The 15803-nt window shown below is 72.4% G+C and carries 13 protein-coding genes; 6 read left to right on the forward strand and 7 right to left on the reverse strand.

Annotated features, from left to right (window positions below; genetic code table 11):
* Positions 1–6 precede the first annotated feature (6 nt).
* Together D7X30_RS12000 and D7X30_RS12005 are read right to left on the reverse strand one after the other, a co-directional pair.
* Positions 7–474 (reverse strand): hypothetical protein, encoded by a 468-nt coding sequence (locus tag D7X30_RS12000; RefSeq protein ID WP_120563021.1) that lies wholly within the window; start codon positions 472–474, stop codon positions 7–9.
* 114 nt (positions 475–588) lie between these two features.
* On the reverse strand, positions 589–1281 hold the full coding sequence (locus tag D7X30_RS12005) for a hypothetical protein (RefSeq protein ID WP_120563022.1): 693 nt from the start codon (positions 1279–1281) through the stop codon (positions 589–591).
* Between the two features lie 93 nt (positions 1282–1374).
* Here D7X30_RS12005 and D7X30_RS12010 point away from each other — a divergent pair, with 93 nt between their 5' ends.
* The 3 genes from D7X30_RS12010 to cmk are packed head-to-tail and all read left to right on the forward strand — an operon-like array spanning position 1375 to position 4140.
* The gene (locus D7X30_RS12010; protein WP_120563023.1) at positions 1375–2343 is read left to right on the forward strand and encodes an acetyl-CoA carboxylase carboxyltransferase subunit alpha; all 969 of its coding nucleotides are present in this window, start codon (positions 1375–1377) and stop codon (positions 2341–2343) included.
* A gap of 13 nt (positions 2344–2356) precedes the next feature.
* Positions 2357–3448 carry a histidinol-phosphate transaminase gene (gene hisC, locus D7X30_RS12015; RefSeq protein ID WP_120563024.1) on the forward strand — a complete coding sequence of 364 codons (1092 nt, stop codon included), beginning with the start codon at positions 2357–2359 and terminating at the stop codon, positions 3446–3448.
* Entirely contained in the window at positions 3445–4140 is a 696-nt protein-coding gene (cmk, locus tag D7X30_RS12020; protein WP_120563025.1) for a (d)CMP kinase, read from the forward strand. The genes hisC and cmk overlap by 4 nt, the downstream gene beginning before the upstream one ends.
* Before the next feature lie 28 nt (positions 4141–4168).
* Here cmk and D7X30_RS12025 read toward each other — a convergent pair whose 3' ends face one another.
* The gene (locus D7X30_RS12025; protein ID WP_120563026.1) at positions 4169–6304 is read right to left on the reverse strand and encodes a transglycosylase SLT domain-containing protein; all 2136 of its coding nucleotides are present in this window, start codon (positions 6302–6304) and stop codon (positions 4169–4171) included.
* A gap of 314 nt (positions 6305–6618) precedes the next feature.
* On the opposite strand from D7X30_RS12025, the gene D7X30_RS12030 reads away from it, so the two are divergent.
* A complete protein-coding gene (locus tag D7X30_RS12030; RefSeq protein WP_014396719.1) occupies positions 6619–6852 on the forward strand; it encodes a hypothetical protein in 234 nt (77 codons plus the stop codon).
* A 117-nt stretch (positions 6853–6969) separates the two neighbouring features.
* Here the strand turns inward: D7X30_RS12030 and D7X30_RS12035 are convergent, their stop codons facing one another.
* On the reverse strand, positions 6970–8580 hold the full coding sequence (locus D7X30_RS12035) for a CAP domain-containing protein (protein ID WP_199724249.1): 1611 nt from the start codon (positions 8578–8580) through the stop codon (positions 6970–6972).
* Positions 8577–8876, reverse strand: coding sequence for a DciA family protein (locus D7X30_RS12040; RefSeq protein WP_120563027.1), 300 nt, complete (start codon positions 8874–8876; stop codon positions 8577–8579). The genes D7X30_RS12035 and D7X30_RS12040 overlap by 4 nt, the downstream gene beginning before the upstream one ends.
* Before the next feature lie 194 nt (positions 8877–9070).
* Here D7X30_RS12040 and D7X30_RS12045 point away from each other — a divergent pair, with 194 nt between their 5' ends.
* Together D7X30_RS12045 and D7X30_RS12050 are read left to right on the forward strand one after the other, a co-directional pair.
* Positions 9071–11662 carry a carboxypeptidase regulatory-like domain-containing protein gene (locus tag D7X30_RS12045; protein WP_120563028.1) on the forward strand — a complete coding sequence of 864 codons (2592 nt, stop codon included), beginning with the start codon at positions 9071–9073 and terminating at the stop codon, positions 11660–11662.
* A gap of 94 nt (positions 11663–11756) precedes the next feature.
* On the forward strand, positions 11757–12635 hold the full coding sequence (locus D7X30_RS12050; RefSeq protein WP_120563029.1) for a GGDEF domain-containing protein: 879 nt from the start codon (positions 11757–11759) through the stop codon (positions 12633–12635).
* 27 nt (positions 12636–12662) lie between these two features.
* Here the strand turns inward: D7X30_RS12050 and D7X30_RS12055 are convergent, their stop codons facing one another.
* Both D7X30_RS12055 and D7X30_RS12060 read right to left on the reverse strand, forming a co-directional pair.
* Positions 12663–14831 (reverse strand): lysophospholipid acyltransferase family protein, encoded by a 2169-nt coding sequence (locus tag D7X30_RS12055; protein ID WP_120563030.1) that lies wholly within the window; start codon positions 14829–14831, stop codon positions 12663–12665.
* On the reverse strand, positions 14828–15799 hold the full coding sequence (locus D7X30_RS12060) for an SDR family oxidoreductase (protein ID WP_120563031.1): 972 nt from the start codon (positions 15797–15799) through the stop codon (positions 14828–14830). The genes D7X30_RS12055 and D7X30_RS12060 overlap by 4 nt, the downstream gene beginning before the upstream one ends.
* Positions 15800–15803: the final 4 nt, after the last annotated feature.

The following is a 15803-nucleotide window of genomic DNA, read 5'->3' on the forward strand; positions in this document are numbered from 1 at the left end:
GGCTCCTTAGTGGGGGCCCGGCAGCAGTAGGGACAGGGGCAGCCGGTGGGGATCCGCCCGGCGCACCTGGCCCAGCAGGTCCACGGCGGTCGCCTCGAGTGAGCGCGCCGTCGGGGCCGCCGGCACCTTCAGGTGCTGCTGGAGCACCCAGCCCGGACCCAGGAGCATCAGCGCCACCGCCGGCACGATGCACAGGGTCACCACCACGCTGGCGCCGCCCACCGTGCCCAACATGCGCAGCACGGGCGACGCCTGGATGCGCGGGCGCTGCAGGGCCGCGAGGATGCGCGCGAAGAGGGCGCCGCCCACGAGCCCCAGCACCGTGGCCAGTCCCCAGCTCAGCCCTCCCACCGGCGTGCCGAGCACCGGCTCCAGCAGCTGGGGCGCCGAGGCTCCCAGCACGAAGGCAAGGACGACGGGCGCGACCGCGACGATGGCGACCAGCCCCCAGTGTCTGGCGTTGAGTCGGTGCACGGCTTCCCCCCTCGGCTACCGGGAGAAGGTGGGCACCGGCAGGCAGGCGCGCCAGGGCGGTGTCCCGTGGACGCGGGTAGGCGTGCACGGGGCGTCACTTCACGGCGCCTCACCTCAGGCGTCGCACTCCGACGGGCTGTCGGTGAAGCCGCCCAGGGGCTCCGGGAAGGTGAGGGCGCCCGCCTCGCTGAGGGTGCCGGTGACGGGCGCGGCGTTGGGGAGCTTCACCTCCACCGTGCGGCCCCGGACGGTGTACGTGCCCGGGGTCCGGGACTCGCGGGGCGTGCCGGAGTCGTCCACGTCCTTCTTCCAGAGCTCCACGCGGCCCCCGTCCTGGAACTTCAGGGCACGGGTGGTGCCGTAGACGCCCACGCCGGGGCCGTACCAGGACACCGCCCGCAGGAGGGCCGGCACGTCGGCCTCCTTTTCGGGCGTGCGGCCCAGCAGCTTCTGCCAGCCGAGTGTGTCCCGGATGACGTCCAGATCCCGGTCCTCCTTCGCCCGCTGGAGGCGGCGCGCGTCCAGGCGCACGGCGGTGGCCAGCTTCTCCACGATGACGTCGCGGTGGGCGCTGTACTCGCACACCTTGCCCTGCTTGCGCAGGACACCCAGGGTGGCGGCGGCGTTGTAGTGGGCCAGCGCGTAGTCCGGGGTGGCCCGGGCGGCCGCCTGGAACTTCTCCAGGGCCGCTGGATAGTGGCCGGACTGGTACAGCCGGAACCCCTGCGTGTTGAGGGCCCGGCCGGAAGAGGGCGCCGCCGGAGCGGCGGACAGCGTCAGGGCCAGCAGGGAGAGGGCGAGGACCATGTGGCTCCAGACGGGCGGACTCCCCGGACATTCCAGGGGGTGCGTAATCGCTTGCGCGTTGATTGGCCTGAACCCTGGTGCTAGTTCGGCGCCATGGCAACCGGCATTGGCTACGCGCTCGACTTCGAGCGCCCGCTCATCGAGCTGGAGAAGAAGATCGAGGAGCTGAAGGCCCTCTCCACCAGCGGCACCGTGGACTTCTCCTCCGAAATCTCCAAGCTGGAGAAGAAGGCGAAGAAGCTCCAGACGGAGATCTTCAGCGACCTGTCCCGCTGGCAGATGGTGCAGCTGTCGCGCCACAGCTCGCGTCCGTACTTCCTGGACTACGTCCAGCACCTGTTCACGGACTTCTTCGAGATGTGCGGCGACCGGCACTTCGGCGAGGATCCGTCCATCGTCGGCGGCTTCGCGCGCTTCGACGGCAAGACGGTGATGCTCATCGGCCACCAGAAGGGCCGCAACACGCGCGAGAACATGGCCCGCAACTTCGGCATGCCGCGCCCGGAGGGCTACCGCAAGGCGCGCCGGCTGATGGAGCTGGCCGAGCGGATGGAGAAGCCCATCCTCACCTTCGTGGACACGCCGGGCGCGTACCCGGGCATCGGCGCGGAGGAGCGCGGCCAAGCGGAGGCCATCGCCGTGAACCTGGAGGTGATGAGCCGGCTGCGCGTGCCCATCATCTCCACGGTGATTGGCGAGGGCGGCTCCGGCGGCGCGCTGGCCATCGGCGTGGGCAACCGCGTGCTGATGCTCCAGAACAGCGTCTACTCCGTCATCACCCCGGAGGGCTGCGCGTCCATCCTCTTCCGTGACGCCAGCAAGGCGGACAAGGCCGCGGACGCGATGCGCCCCACCGCGCCGGATCTGCTGGAGATGAAGATCATCGACGAGGTCGTCCCGGAGCCTCCGGGCGGCGCGCACCGCGATCCGGCCAAGGCGGCGGAGTCGCTGGGCAAGACGCTGCGCAAGCACCTGGGCCAGATGGCGGAGCTGGATCCGGACGCGCTGGTGCGCGACCGCTACAACAAGTTCCGCGCCTTCGGCGTGTTCACCGGCAAATAGAGGCTCCTCTCCCATGCGACCGCTCGTTCCTCCCTACGTCGAGACGCTCAAGGCCTACGTTCCGGGCAAGCCCATCGAGGAGACCGAGCGGGAGTACGGCCTCAAAGGCGTCATCAAGCTGGCCTCCAACGAGAACCCGCTGGGCCCGTCGCCCCGCGCGGTGGAGGCCATGCGCAACGCCGCCGCGCAGGTGCACCTGTATCCGGACGCCACCAGCTTCCACCTGGTGCGCAAGCTCGCCGCGCACCTGGGCGTGAAGCCGGAGGAAGTGGTGCTGGGCAGCGGCTCCAACGAGCTCATCGAGCTGTTGATGCGCACGTTCACGACGCCCGAGGAGGAGATCCTCCTGTGCAAGGGCTCGTTCCCCGCGTACCGCATCTCCGCGCAGGCGCACGGCCGTGCGTTCGTGGAGGTGCCCATGCGCGAGGGCTTCCGCTACGACCTGGAGGCCATGGCCCGCGCCGTCACGCCGCGCACGCGCATGGTGTTCCTGGCCAACCCGGACAACCCCACGGGCACCACCTTCGGGCGCAAGGACCTGGAGACGTTCCTCGCGGCGGTGCCGAAGGACGTGCTCGTCGTCCACGACGAGGCCTATGCGGAGTTCGTGCACTGGCCCGACTACGCGAGCGCAGTGGAGCTGTTCCACGCGCACCCGAACCTGGTGGGGCTGCGCACCTTCAGCAAGATCCACGGACTGGCCGGCATCCGCCTGGGCAGCGCGGTGATGGACGCGAAGCTCGCGGGCTACGTGCACCGCACGCGCATGCCGTTCAACCTGACGACGGTGGCGCAGGCAGCGGGCATGGCCGCGCTGGAGGACCCGGAGCACGTGCAGCGCACGCGTGAGAACAACCGCGCGGGCCTGCGCTTCTACGGAGAAGAGCTGCTGAAGCTGGGGCTCACGCTGACGGACAGCCACGCGAACTTCGTCTTCGTGGACTGCCACCGTCCGGGGGCCGAGGTGTACGAGCAGCTCTTGCGCCGGGGCGTCATCGTGCGGCCCATGGCGGGCAACGGCCACCCGAACTGCCTGCGCATCTCCGTGGGCACGCCCCAGGAGAACGCGCGCTGCGTGGCCGCGCTGAAGGAGGTCCTGTCATGAGCACGCGTCCGTTCATCGTCGCCATCGACGGACCGGCCGGAGCGGGCAAGTCCTCCGTGTCCAAGCTGCTCGCGCGGCGGCTGGGCTTCGCGCTGGTGGACACCGGCGCCATCTACCGCTGCGTGGCGCTGATGGCCTCGCGCGAGGGCATCGCCTTCGACGACGACGCGAAGCTGGGTGAATTGCTCGGGCGCGTGCGCATCCACTTCCAGGTGGTGGGCGAGGAGAACCACGTCTTCCTGGGTGGCGAGGACGTGTCGTCGGAGATCCGCACGCCGCCCATCTCCATGGGGGCGTCGCAGGTGTCCGGGCGGCCGGTGGTGCGCGCGGGGCTGCTCGCGCTCCAGCGGCGGCTGGCGCTGGAGGCGGCGTCGGGCGCCATCCTGGAGGGCCGGGACATCGGCACGGTGGTGTTCCCGGACGCGGACGTGAAGTTCTTCCTCCAGGCGAACCCGGAGGTGCGCGCGCGCCGCCGCTTCGAGGAGCTGTTCCAGAAGGGCGTGGACAGCAGCCTGGAGGGCGTCCTCCAGGACCAGACGCGCCGCGACGCCGCGGACTCCGGCCGTGAAGTCGCTCCCCTGCGGCCCGCGGAGGACGCGGTGCACGTGGACTCCAGCAGCATGCCGCTGTCGGAGGTGGTCCAGTCGCTGGAGCACGAAGTCGAGCGCCGCCGGGCCTCGCGCGGCGCCTGAAGTCGTCGCCCGAGCTTCGGGCCTTCCGTCAGAAGCTGACGCCGTCCGTGTTGGGGGCGGGCACCGTCATGGTCAGGCGGGCCTGCGTGCCGTCCTTCTCGTAGAAGCGGTGGTAGAGGTACAGGTCCGCCATCACCTGCTTCACGTAGCCGCGCGTCTCCCGGTACGGGATGGACTCCACGAACAGGTCCAGGGGCAGGCTGCCGCGCTCCTGCGTCCAGCGCACCGCCGCCTTGGGGCCCGCGTTGTAGGCCGCCGCCGCGAGCGCCGGGTGCGCGAAGCGCTTCATCAGCTGCGCCAGGTACCACGCGCCGTAGCGGATGTTGCGCTCCGGGGCGAACAGGTCCGCGGGCGCGGGCGCGGGCTCCGCCATCTTCTGGGCGATCTCCGTCGCCGTGGGCGGGATGATCTGCATGAGGCCGCGCGCGTCCGCAGCGCTCATGACCTCCGGGCGGAAGGCGCTCTCCCGCCGCATGATGGCCCACACGAGGAACGGATCCAGCGCCTGCCGCGTGGCCTCCGTCTCCACCGCCTGGGCGAACGCGCGCGGGTAGAACGCGGCCAGCGCGTCCGGTGCCTTCGCCCCGAAGGCCCGGCCCCACAGGTGGCGCGCCGCCACGACGTGCGCGTGGCCGAACTCGCCCAGCTGCAAGAGCGCGTGCGCGAACGGCAGCGCCTGGTCCGCGCCGCGCAGGCCTGACACGCGCGACTGCACCTCGTCCGCCGCGTCGCGGAAGAGGCCCGCTCGCGTCAGTGCCACCGCCAGCTCCAGCTCCGGCGGGCGGGGGAGGGTGAGCTGCTTCGGAGGCTGCGGGAAGGCCGCGGGCGGCGTGCGTCCCAGCTCGCGCAGCCGCTCCGTGGCGAGCAGCGCGTAGAACGACGCGGGCGCCGCGCTGATGACGGCCTCATAGGCGGGCCCCAAAGTCGCCGGCTTGCCGCCGCCCAGCTCCTCCGTGCGCGCCTGCCAGTAGCGCGCCTGCGGCGCCATGCTCGTCTTCGGATAGGCCGTCACCAGGTCGTCCAGCGCCTGGCGCGCCTTCGCGTACTGCTCCAGCCGGATGTGCGAGAGGGCGCGGAACCACATCGCCTCGTCGCGGCGGCGCGAGCCCTTGTAGCGCTTCTCGTAGTCCGCGAAGGACTTCGCCGCGTCCTCGAAGCGGCCGCCCTGCAAGTCCAACCACGCGGCGAAGAACGCGCCTTCCTCACCAGCCGCTTGGGAGGGATAGGCCTTGTCCAGCGCCGCCATCAGCTTGCGCGCCTTCTCGTTGTCGTCCGAGCGCAGCGCCCGGCGCGCCACCACCAGCGCGGCCTCCGCGGCGATGGCCGGCGGCCCCTTGCGCGCCACCGCGAGCGCCTTCTCCGCCTCCTCGCGCTTGCCCCGCGCGAAGAGCACCTGCGCGCGCAGGAGCGCCACCTGCGCCTGGGCGGGCGCGCCCTTCACCAGCCCCTGCTTCTCCGCCGTCAGGAGTTCGTCCTCGGCCCGCGCCGCCGCGCCGTCGGAGAGGAGGCCCCGGGCGCGCTGGAGGTGTTCGGGCAGGGTGAGCTTCACCGCGGGCTTCAGCGCGGCCAGCTGCTCCAGCGCCTCGTTCGCGTAGGGGTGGGTGGGGAAGCGCAGCGCCACCGTCTTCAGGTCCGCCCGCAGGCCCGCCGCGTTGCCGGTGGCCGCGCGCGTCTGGGCGCGCTGGAAGAGCAGCTCCGGGGTGGGCTGCGCCGCCGCCGCGGACTCCAGCACCGGGGCCGCGTCCTTGGGCCGGTGTGCGTCCAGGAGGGACTCACCCAGGCGGGCGCGGGCGCGCACGGCCAGGGCGGGGGAGGCCTTCTCCAGGGCCCGCTCGAAGTCCTTCGCCGCGCCGTTGGGGTCGCCCGCGTAGAAGCGCGCCTGGCCCAGGTAGAAGGCGTGGAAGGCCTCAAGGGGCGCGGGGGGCGCGTGGCGGGTGAGCAGGTCCCGCGCCTGAACGGCGTCCCCGTCCGAAAGTACCAGGGTCCCGGCGAGCAGGCCCAGGCGGCCCGCGTCCGGGCACTTCGCCTGCTCGCACGCGGCGAGCTCCGCCCGGGCGAGCGCCGCCGCGTCGGACCGGTGCAGGCGGACGGCCTCCAGCGTCGCCGGGGACTGCCCCAGCGCCACCCCCGTCACCCAACCCGCCACCCAGCCGGTCCAACTCATGGGATTCTTCCTTTCACTTCGCGGCCTTGCGGCTTCGGAACGAGAGGTTTGCAGTCGACATTCCCCACCAGGTGGGCGGGGGTCGGTTTGACAGTCGGCCCGACAAGTCCTAGATCCCGCGCCCACGGGCTGGTCCCGCGGGGTTGTCGGCCCGTTGCGCTATCCGGAGGGAATCCTTACGTTGCGCCGCTGTTGAGCGCTACTCCGGACCGCCGTCGTGTCAGGAAGACCTGTCGTCGCAGGAAGACCTGTCGTCGGTAGCACCTGCTCGTTCACAGACCTCGGGGGGGGAAACAGCTCATAGGGGAGGCTCCATGAAGCCGTGTCCATCCGATCTGCCGCAGACCATCAATCCCGAAGCCGGCCCGAAGCGGGCAGGCGTCGAGACGCATCGGAACCTGAACTGCAACCACTACGACAACTGCCTCGATGAGGCCGTCCGTCGCGGCTGGCAGTCGTTCACGTGCATGAAGTGCCCGATGTACGCCAACCTCGCTCCTCCGCAGATGGGGCTGGAGGCGTACGCCACGCAGCGCCGTCCTGTCTAACCGGGACGTCTGACATGGGGCCCGTTCCACCGGGCCCGCGCGAGCTTGCACCCGGTCACGCCCGAAGCCCGGTCGTGACCGGCGTCCGCGTCGGCGTTCCTCCCGGAAGCCTCCGCTTCAGGGGACCGCGGCGTAGATGACGGCCACCCAGTACTGGCCCTGGCCGAAGCGCTTGGAGTTGCCCCGCACCAGCCCCACGCCTACCCGGGTGTAGGTGGCGGTGGCCAGGCTGCGTGACTCCGGTACGGCGCTCGGGTCTCCCACGACGAAGAAATCCACCGAAGCGGTGCCCGCGTCCGGCAGCGCGGAGAACACGCGCTCGTGCAGCGGGGACGGGTCTCCGTCTCCGGCGGTGGGCTCGTCCTGCGCCAGCGCGCGGCGGGCGTGGTCGCGCGCCAGCCGCTCCAGCGCCTCGCTGCGCGCCAGGGGCGGCAGCTTGAGCGTGGCGCGGTGCCGGGACAGGGCGTCGTAGACGTCCGACACCGGGTCCGACGGAAGCGTCGCGCCGGGGGGGGCCGCGGTGAACACCTCCGTGACGACCGCCTGGTCGCGGCCGTCCACTTTATGGAAGACGACGCCCACGCCCATGAAGCGGAACGCGGGGTCCATCAGGTTCTTGCGGTGGCCGGGGCTGTGCTCGATGCCGAAGTGCGCCGCGAGCGGGCCCGCCGCCAGCCCCAGGTTCTCTCCGGCGCGCACGTAGCGCGTGCCCTCCGGGAGGCGGCGGGTGAGCGTGGAGCCGTCCGGCGCGATGTGCGCGAAGAAGCCCTCCGTCGCCATGCGCGTGCTGTAGCGCAGCGACACGTCCTCCAGCGTGGGATTTGGCGTGAGCTCCGGCAGCTGGTGCGCGCGGCGCAGGGTGTTGATGCGCTCGTAGATGGCGGTGCGGGCCTCGGCCAGCGTGGTGGGTTCGCGCTGGGACTCCTGTCCGCCGCGCGCGGCACGGGCTCCCACCTGCACCAGGAACAGCGACGCCACCTCCGGCCCCACGTTCGCCTGGCCCACCACCTCCACGGTGTAGCTGCCGGGAGTGTTGAAGCCCACCAGGGCGCAGAAGCCATTGGTGCCGGAGGGTGCGCGGCTCAGGGCCACGGCCTCCACCTCCCCATCCGGCCGGGTGACGAAGACCTGCGGGCTGAGCAGCGGCGGCACGAGCCGTCCGCACACGCGCTTCTCCGTCCCGGCCTTGGCGATGACCCGGGGGAAGGGGAGCACCTCCGCTTTTCGGTCCGCGACGAGCAGCACCAGCGCGGCGCGCTCGCCCAGGAAGGCCACGCCCACGCCGAAGTGGCTCACACGCTCGTCGTTGAAGTCCGTGCGGGCGAGGAACGTCTCGATGGCGTGCGCGTGCACCCAGGCGCGGATGACCAGCACCTTCGGGGAAGGATCCGCGGCGCCCGAGTCGCTGACCGCCTCCGTCAACGTGAGCAGATCCGGGGCGCCGGTGGTGAACTCGCTCAGCGCCTCGCGCGCGAGCCTCCGGGCCGCGGCCTCCAGCGCCTTGTCGCTCGTGGGGGCGCGGCGGCCCACGCGTTCGAACTCGCGCAGCACGTGCAGCCGGGCCCGGGCCTCCTGGGCCTGGGGCGTCTCCTGAGGGACGGGGGGCGGGGGCGCATGGCCCTCCGGGGCGGGGACGGACACGGAGGCCACCGCCGGGGACGGCGGCGCGGCGGACGCGGGAAGGACGGAGGCACCCGCGAGCAGCAAGCCCAGGAGCGCGCGCTTCATCGCGACTCCAGTTGGAAGACGAGCGCCTTCACGGTGCCAGCGCCCAGCTTCTCGTTGATCCGCTCGAGCAGGGAGTCGGCCTGGCGGGAGAGGACCTGGGCCCACTCGGCGCTCTCCACGGTGATGATCAGCGTGCTTCCCTCCAACTGGTGCGGCCGGCTGTGGCGCGCGATGTTCTCTCCCACCGCGGCGGTCCAGAGCGGCATCAGCGACGACGCGCGGCCTGACTCTCCCGCCAGTCGCGCCAGCACCCGGGGCAGCAGGCTCTCCAAGGTCTTCGGTTCACCACGCGCCATCGTCGGGCGATTCTGGAACTCCTGGCGACGGAAGCCAACCGACACTTGCCTGCCCGCCCGTCCGATTTTCCCGGGGCCCCGGTTCCGCCCCGGTGCGGGGTGTCCAGCGAAGGCGGTTCCGGTGCCATCGCCGGTCGCGTCGCGGTCCTTCCCCCTGTAAGGTCGGGGCAAGGCCGGTCCCCCTCGGAGTTCCCATGCGTTCCATCCCCCATCCGGTCCGGTCCCCCGGCCTCGTGCTCGCATGCCTGCTGGCGTGCGCCATGGGCTGCGCGATGTCCGACATGGATGCGCCGTTCATCCATGGGGGCAGGGCGGACGCTTTCTGCACGGTGGATCAGGACTGCGCGGATCCAGCGCTGTTCTTCTGCAACACCGCCCTGTCGCGCTGTGAGCCCGCGTGCCGGACGGACCTCGACTGTTCGGTGAAGCGCCGCGGGGAGCTCAACACCATCGCCGCCTGTGAGTCGCAGGCGCTGGGCTGCCGCTGTGACGCCAGCCGCTGCGTCCCCGCCCTCTGCACCGGAGACGGTGACTGCGAGGACGGGGAGCTGTGCCGCGACGGCGCCTGTGGGCCGCCCCCGCCGTCGTCCAGCGCCGCGGCCTGCCGCGTGGTGCCCGAGCGCATCATCGCGCCCGTGGGCACCCCCCTGCGCTTCGAGGCCTGGGTGTCCGATGCCGCGGGCCAGCCCTTCGTCCCGCGGAACGGGCTCACCTGGTCCGCCGTGTCGGCGCGCGTGAAGGGCGGAGGCACCGGCTCCGGGGCCACGTTCACGCTGGAGACGGCGGGCGCGGAGGAGGAGGCGGTGGAGGCCCGGGTGGGCAGTGTCGCGTGCCGTGCGCGTGTCACCGTGCTGCCCCCGCACACGGCCTCGGAGCAGGTGCGGGTGGTGGTGACGGACGCGCTCTCGGGATACCCCGTCGAGGGGGCCTCGGTGGTGGTGGCGGACGCGCTGGGTGGCGTGACGGCGCGCGAGCCCACGGACGCGCTGGGCGTGGCCGTGCTGGCGGCCCGGAGCGATTCGACGGTGTCCGTCTTCCATCCGGACTTCGGCTACCTCACCGTGGCGAACTACGACATGAGCGGCTCGCGGGACCTGCGATTGCCGCTGCGCCGCAACCCGGCGGACCGCGTGGGCGGAGTGAGCGCCCGGTTCACCCACCTCGCGCCCGTGGGGACGGGCGGCGCGTTGGCCCTGGGGATGGCGGGGCTGTCCGTGCCGGGCCTCCTGTCCGAAGCGGCCCCCGCCCAGGTGCAGGGGCCCGACCGGAACGTGGAGCTTTCGCTCAGAGGGGTGATGCGCCCGTTCCAGATGCCCGCCAACGTCTGGGTGAACGGGCTGGGCGTCCTTCCGCTGGAGTCCGTGGAGGTGCCGGGCATCTCCGGGGTGTGCGACACGGCGCTCGCGGACGGAACGGATCCGGAGACGGCCACGCGCGCGGGGACCTGTGGCACGCGCACCGCCTGGGCCCTCACCGCGCAGGTGCCGTCCGGCGAGCTTCCGGCGGGGATGATGGATCCCAGCGCGGATCCGCTGCTGCTCCTGGCGCGCGCGCTGCCGCAGTCGGGGCGGTTCTCCTCCGCCGTCCAGCGCGACGTGCGCTTCCCCCTGTATGCGCCGATCGAGGGGATGACTCCCCCTGCCGGGCCGCTCACGTCGCTGGACTTCCAGCAGGTGCCGCTGGCCTTCCCGTTCGTGGTGCGCGTCCCGCCGCTCCCGCGCTTCCGCGACAGCTACCTGTGTCGCGCGCTGGTGGTGGGCTCGGTGACCGCGCCTGGCCAGGGCACGGTGCCGCTGGGCCTGGGCGCCGCCGTCAACGCCAACCCGGTGGATCCGAACACGGACACGCAGCCCCTGTTGTCCTCGCCGGGCCTCGTGCGCGTGCGCATGGCGCCGGCCCATCACGGCCTGGAGGGACAGCCGTACCGGCTGGTCGCGGTCGCGTCGTCCGGAGCGCTGGGCGGCGAGGAGCCCGTGGGCCTGGCCACCAGCGCGGTGATGACGGCGCTGGACGCGCCCCGCTTCGATCCAGAGGGCATTCAGCCGGTGATGCTCGGGGACATGTTCCTCGGCATCCCGGTGGGCGCCCGCTACAACCCGGACGCGTCGCCGTGGCACGGCCTGCTGCCGCGCGAGTGGCGCATGGACGCCTCCCTCCCGGGCGCGACGCTCGTGCGCGCGACCTTCACCAACGCGGCCGGCCGGCGCTGGACGGTCTGGGTGGACGGCCGCCGCTCCGTCACCGGCGTGCGCCTGCCCGTGCCTCCCTCGGGCCTGGAGGACCGCACCTTCCAGGGCGACACGGAGGGCTCGCGCGCGTCGCTGTCGGTGGAGGCGTTGACCGGGGCCATGTCCGACGGCCGTTCGATGAACCTCTCCGCGCTCGCGGAGTCCGGGGGCATGGCGCCCGAGCGGCTCGCCGAGTCGGTGCGCGCCGCGTCCACGCTGAACTACGGCCGGCCCCAGGTGACATGGCTGTCGCCCGCCGAGGGTGCGTCGCTGGCTCGCGCCGCCACCGTGCGCGTGCGGGTGGACGGCTTCCAGGTGGGGACGGACGCCGCCAACGGCGACGAGGGTGGGGTGCTGCTCACCGTTCGTGATGGCGGCCCGGGCTGCGACCTCTCGGTGGTGCGCGGCGACGTGGCCACGGGCTCGGGCGAGGTGGAGCTCTCCCTGCCCACCGCCTGCTCCGGGGCGGAGCTCACACTGGTGGCGTCGCTGGTGGACGGGCTCGGGCTGCCGCTGCGGCCCGCGGTCAGCGCCGCCCGCACGGTGCGGGTGCCCTGACGTGCTGGGGTGTCAGTGCGTCTACGACCTGGCGGGGCACCCGTTCCGGCCGTGAATTCGCTTTCGCGAATTGCGCGGTGATACGTTTCGCTCCATGGGCCAGAAGGAGACGGTCGTCACCGTCATCTCGAAGATCTCCGAGCGCCCCGTCAACCTGGACGCGGCGCTGGTGGTCATCTACGGCCTGGACCTGGGGCGCAAGTACGACCTGGCGCGTGAGGAGACGCTGATCGGCCGGTCGTCCAAGGCGGACATCCAGATTGATCAGGAAGCGGTGAGCCGCAACCACGCGCGCATCACCAACACCACCAAGGGCGTGCGCATCGAGGACCTGGGGTCCACCAACGGCACGTTCGTCAACGACGACGTCGCGTCGTCGGCGCGGTCGCTGCAGAACGGCGACCTGGTGAAGATTGGCCGCACCATCTTCAAGTTCATCGCGGGCGGCAACATCGAGGCGGCGTACCACGACGAGATCTACCGGCTGACCACCATGGACGGCCTCACGCAGATCTACAACCGCCGCTACTTCGACGAGCAGCTGGACCGCGAGGTCTCCCGCAGCCGCCGCTACGAGCGCGTGCTGTCGCTGGTGATGTTCGACCTGGATCACTTCAAGGACGTGAACGACACGTACGGGCACCTGGCCGGGGACTCGGTGCTCAAGCAGCTGGCGTCCACGGTGCGCACGCGCATCCGGCGCGAGGACGTCTTCGCCCGCTACGGCGGTGAGGAGTTCGCGCTGCTCCTGCCGGAGATCAACCTGGCCGGCGCCCGTCAGCTCGCGGAGAAGGTGCGCAAGCTGGTGGAGCGGCAGCGCTTCGAGTTCGACAAGCAGGTCATCCCCGTCACGCTGTCGATGGGCGTGGCCACGCTGGAGCCGCACCACCGCGAGCCCGCGGAGGTGGTGCGCGCGGCGGACGAGCACCTCTTCACGGCGAAGAGCCAGGGGCGCAACCGCATCTGCGGCTGACGCCCCCGGGTGTCTTGCCTTCGGCCTTCACCCCGTGAACACGGAGCGGCGCTCGCGCAGCAGGGCCTGGAGCATGCCCTGGATGGACTCGCGGGTGCGCTCGGTGAGCCGCTGCACCTCGCCCAGGTCGTCCGCGGCCTCCGGAGGCAGGCCCTCCATGGTGATGGGCTCGCCGAAGCGGATGGTCCACTTGGCGGGCAGCGGGCCGGGCGCGGTGAGCGGCAGCGACGGGAACCCGAGGAAGCCACCGGGGAGGCGGCCCAGCAGCGGGGACGTCTCCTCCGCGCCGACGATGGCCACCGGGACGATGGGCGCGCCGGTGCGCAGGGCCAGCTTCACGAAGCCGCCGCGGCCGAAGCGCTTGAGGCGGTAGCGCTCCGCGAACGGCTTGCTCGCGCCCTGGTAGCCCTCCGGGAAGACGACGAGCGGCCGGTGCTCGTCGAGCAGCCGCAGCGCGTTCTCCGGCGAGGCGCGCACGGCGCCCAGGCGGTTGAAGAGGGTGCCGAGCATGGGCGCGTGGAAGACCTGATCCTCCACCAGCCAGCGGGCCTCGGGCAGATCCGGGCGCTCCCGCAGGAGCGCCTGCGCCATCACGAGGCCGTCGTAGGGCAGGGCGCCGGAGTGGTTCGCGACGAGGATGGAGGCGCCGAGCGGCACCTGATCCACGCCCTCCACGGAGACGCGCCAGTACTGCTCGTAGAGGAAGTCGAGGACGGGCTGGAGGCTCTCCACCAGGCCCGCGTCCTTGCCGTAGTCATCCAGCCGGCTGCCGCCGCCGGTGCCCAGGCTGGTGCGCACGGCCTCCATCAGGCCGTGCATGGCGCCCACGGCGCGGCCCAGGCCTTCGCTCGCGAGCGCCTGGCCGGCGATCTCCTTCGCCAGGGAGAACATGCCCGCGGCGCGGCCCGCGAAGCCGGACTGCGGGGCCGGCTCCTCCGGACTGTCGAAGCCCTGCGCATCCCGCTCCGCTTCCTCCTGGAGGGGCGCCTCGCCGGGGTCGCCCACGAGCGACAGGGGCCGGCGGCTGGGGGGCAGCTCGTCGTGCGTCTCGTCGGGCAGCTCCACCTCCGGCTCCACGTCCGTGGGGGCGGCGCCCTCGATGATGGAGACGGAGATGTGCACGCCGTTCTCCTCGACGCGCTCGACGCCGGTGAGCAGGTCGTCGTCCTCGTCGGGGTCCTCCGGCGCGGCCATGCCCTCCGGGTCGCGGCGCCAGGCGTCAGCGGTCCAGGTGTCCCCGGTGTCCTCGGGAGGAGGCACGTCCTTCGGGTCGCGGAGCCAGGCGTCGCCGGGCCAGGCCTCCGCGCCGTCCTCGTCCAGGTCCCGCGCATCGCGATCCTCGGCGGAGGGGAGGGCGCGCTCCTCGGGGCCGTTGGCGCGGCGGTCCAGCACCTCGTCCACGGCGACGCCCGCGGTGGCCTCGGCCACCTGGGTCGCGACGGCGGTGGCGACCTCGCGCTCGGCGCCGTCGCCATTGCCATCTTCCAGCACCTGCCGCACGGCGGACTCGGCCACCTCTGCCACGAGCTCCGTCGCGAGGACGCGCTCGATGTCGCGGTCGGGGCCCTCTTGCCCCTCGAACAGCTCATCCACGGCCGTCTTCGCGGCGGCCTCCGCCGCGTCCGAGGCGAGGGCTTCCGTCAGGGCGCGGTCCACCGTGCGCTCCCTCGGGCGCGAGCCTCGCGCCTCGTCCGCGAGCACCTGGGGCCGCGACGGCGGGGGCTCGGCGGCGGGGCCCGGCACGGAGGGCTCGCGCAGGGGCGAGACGTCCTCGCCGGCGGGATGCTGGCCCGATGCGTGCGCGGCATCCTGGGCGCCAGTCTTCGCGGCCGGACGCCCGTGCTCCGCTTCCGAGGCGTGCTCCCCGTCGCGCGCGTCCTGCTCGTGCCGCGCGCTCCCGCGTCCGTCCGGGCGGGCCTCGAACATGTGGACCTTGGCCGCGGGTGTCTTCGGCGTCGCGGCGGCCTGCTTCGCCTCCGCGGCCTTGCCGCCCTTCGGTGCCTTCGCCTGGGCGCCGGCCTTCGACGCGCCACCCTTGGCGCTCTTCGCCTTGCCCGCTGACTTCGCGCCCTTCGCGGACTTCGGCGCCGCGGACTTCTTCGCGGCCTTCGGGTCGGCCGCGTTGTCCTTCACCTCGCCCGTGCGAGGCGCGGCGCCCCGCTGGAAGGGATCATTCCCGAGGACACCCTTGGTCATGACTGGCTCCTTCTGAGCGCCGAGGCGGCGTCCCTGACATGGTGGAGGGGCACGAACCCCAGCGCGGACTCGGCGCGCTCCCCGTCCGCGACCCAGGAGTAATGCATGTAGTCGAGCAGGGCCACCGGCAACGTGCCCGCTCCCACCACCCCGAGCGCGCGAAGTGCTCCACGAAACAACGGCCCCGGCAAGGGGAGCGGTTGCGCGCCCGCCTGGCGGATGAGCCCCGACAGGGGCAACACCCCGCGCCCCACGACGTTGAACTCTCCCGCGGCTTCCGCCCGCAGGGCCAGGTGCAGCGCCCGGCCCGCGTCCTCCTCGTGGATCGCCTGCCAGAGCGGGTCGAATCCCAGAAGCGTGGGCACCACCGCGTGCGACAGCAACCGCGTCGCCGGATTGTCCAGGCTCGGGCCGAGCAGGGGAGCGAAGCGCAACACCAGCGTGCGGGTGTCCGGGTTGCGCTCGCGGAAGGCCCGCACCTGTCCCTCCACCTCCACCTTGTCGTTCACGAACCGGCTGTGCGGACAGCCGAACAGCGGCGAGCCTTCGCGCAGGAGCGCCGGGTTGTTGCCCCGTGCCCCGTACGTCACCGTCAGCGACGGCACCACCAGCCGGGGCAGCCGGGCGCGGCCCACCGCCGTCAGCACGTTCATGGTGCCAATGACTTCCAGCTCGTGCGCCAGCGGGCCGTTGAGGATGGGCCCGAAGAGGAACGCCAGGTGGAAGAGGGCGTCCACGGGGCGCTCGGTGAGCGCGTCCGTCAATTCTCCCTCCGCGTCGTAGCGGGTGAGGTCCACGCGGTGGAACTCCACCTTGCTCATCCCCTGGGGCTCCTTCGTGTCCAGCACGAGGATGCTCTCCACGCCGGGGTCCGCTTCCAGCCTGGGCAGGAGCAGCCTGCCGTAGTCGCCATTGGCGCCTGTCACCGCGATGCGCATCGGGCCCTTGCCTGCTCGGATCACTTCCATTCGC

It is taken from the genome of Corallococcus sp. AB011P, from assembly GCF_003611605.1.
GTDB lineage: Bacteria > Myxococcota > Myxococcia > Myxococcales > Myxococcaceae > Corallococcus > Corallococcus coralloides.

Coding starts and splice junctions, on each gene's coding strand:
- D7X30_RS12060 (WP_120563031.1), bottom strand. CDS start 15,799: ATGGAAGTGATCCGAGCAGGCAAGGGCCCGATGCGCATCGCGGTGACA.
- D7X30_RS12025 (WP_120563026.1), bottom strand. CDS start 6,304: ATGAGTTGGACCGGCTGGGTGGCGGGTTGGGTGACGGGGGTGGCGCTG.
- D7X30_RS12005 (WP_120563022.1), bottom strand. CDS start 1,281: ATGGTCCTCGCCCTCTCCCTGCTGGCCCTGACGCTGTCCGCCGCTCCG.
- cmk (WP_120563025.1), top strand. CDS start 3,445: ATGAGCACGCGTCCGTTCATCGTCGCCATCGACGGACCGGCCGGAGCG.
- D7X30_RS12030 (WP_014396719.1), top strand. CDS start 6,619: ATGAAGCCGTGTCCATCCGATCTGCCGCAGACCATCAATCCCGAAGCC.
- D7X30_RS12055 (WP_120563030.1), bottom strand. CDS start 14,831: ATGACCAAGGGTGTCCTCGGGAATGATCCCTTCCAGCGGGGCGCCGCG.
- D7X30_RS12010 (WP_120563023.1), top strand. CDS start 1,375: ATGGCAACCGGCATTGGCTACGCGCTCGACTTCGAGCGCCCGCTCATC.
- D7X30_RS12045 (WP_120563028.1), top strand. CDS start 9,071: ATGCGTTCCATCCCCCATCCGGTCCGGTCCCCCGGCCTCGTGCTCGCA.
- D7X30_RS12050 (WP_120563029.1), top strand. CDS start 11,757: ATGGGCCAGAAGGAGACGGTCGTCACCGTCATCTCGAAGATCTCCGAG.
- D7X30_RS12040 (WP_120563027.1), bottom strand. CDS start 8,876: ATGGCGCGTGGTGAACCGAAGACCTTGGAGAGCCTGCTGCCCCGGGTG.
- D7X30_RS12035 (WP_199724249.1), bottom strand. CDS start 8,580: ATGAAGCGCGCGCTCCTGGGCTTGCTGCTCGCGGGTGCCTCCGTCCTT.
- hisC (WP_120563024.1), top strand. CDS start 2,357: ATGCGACCGCTCGTTCCTCCCTACGTCGAGACGCTCAAGGCCTACGTT.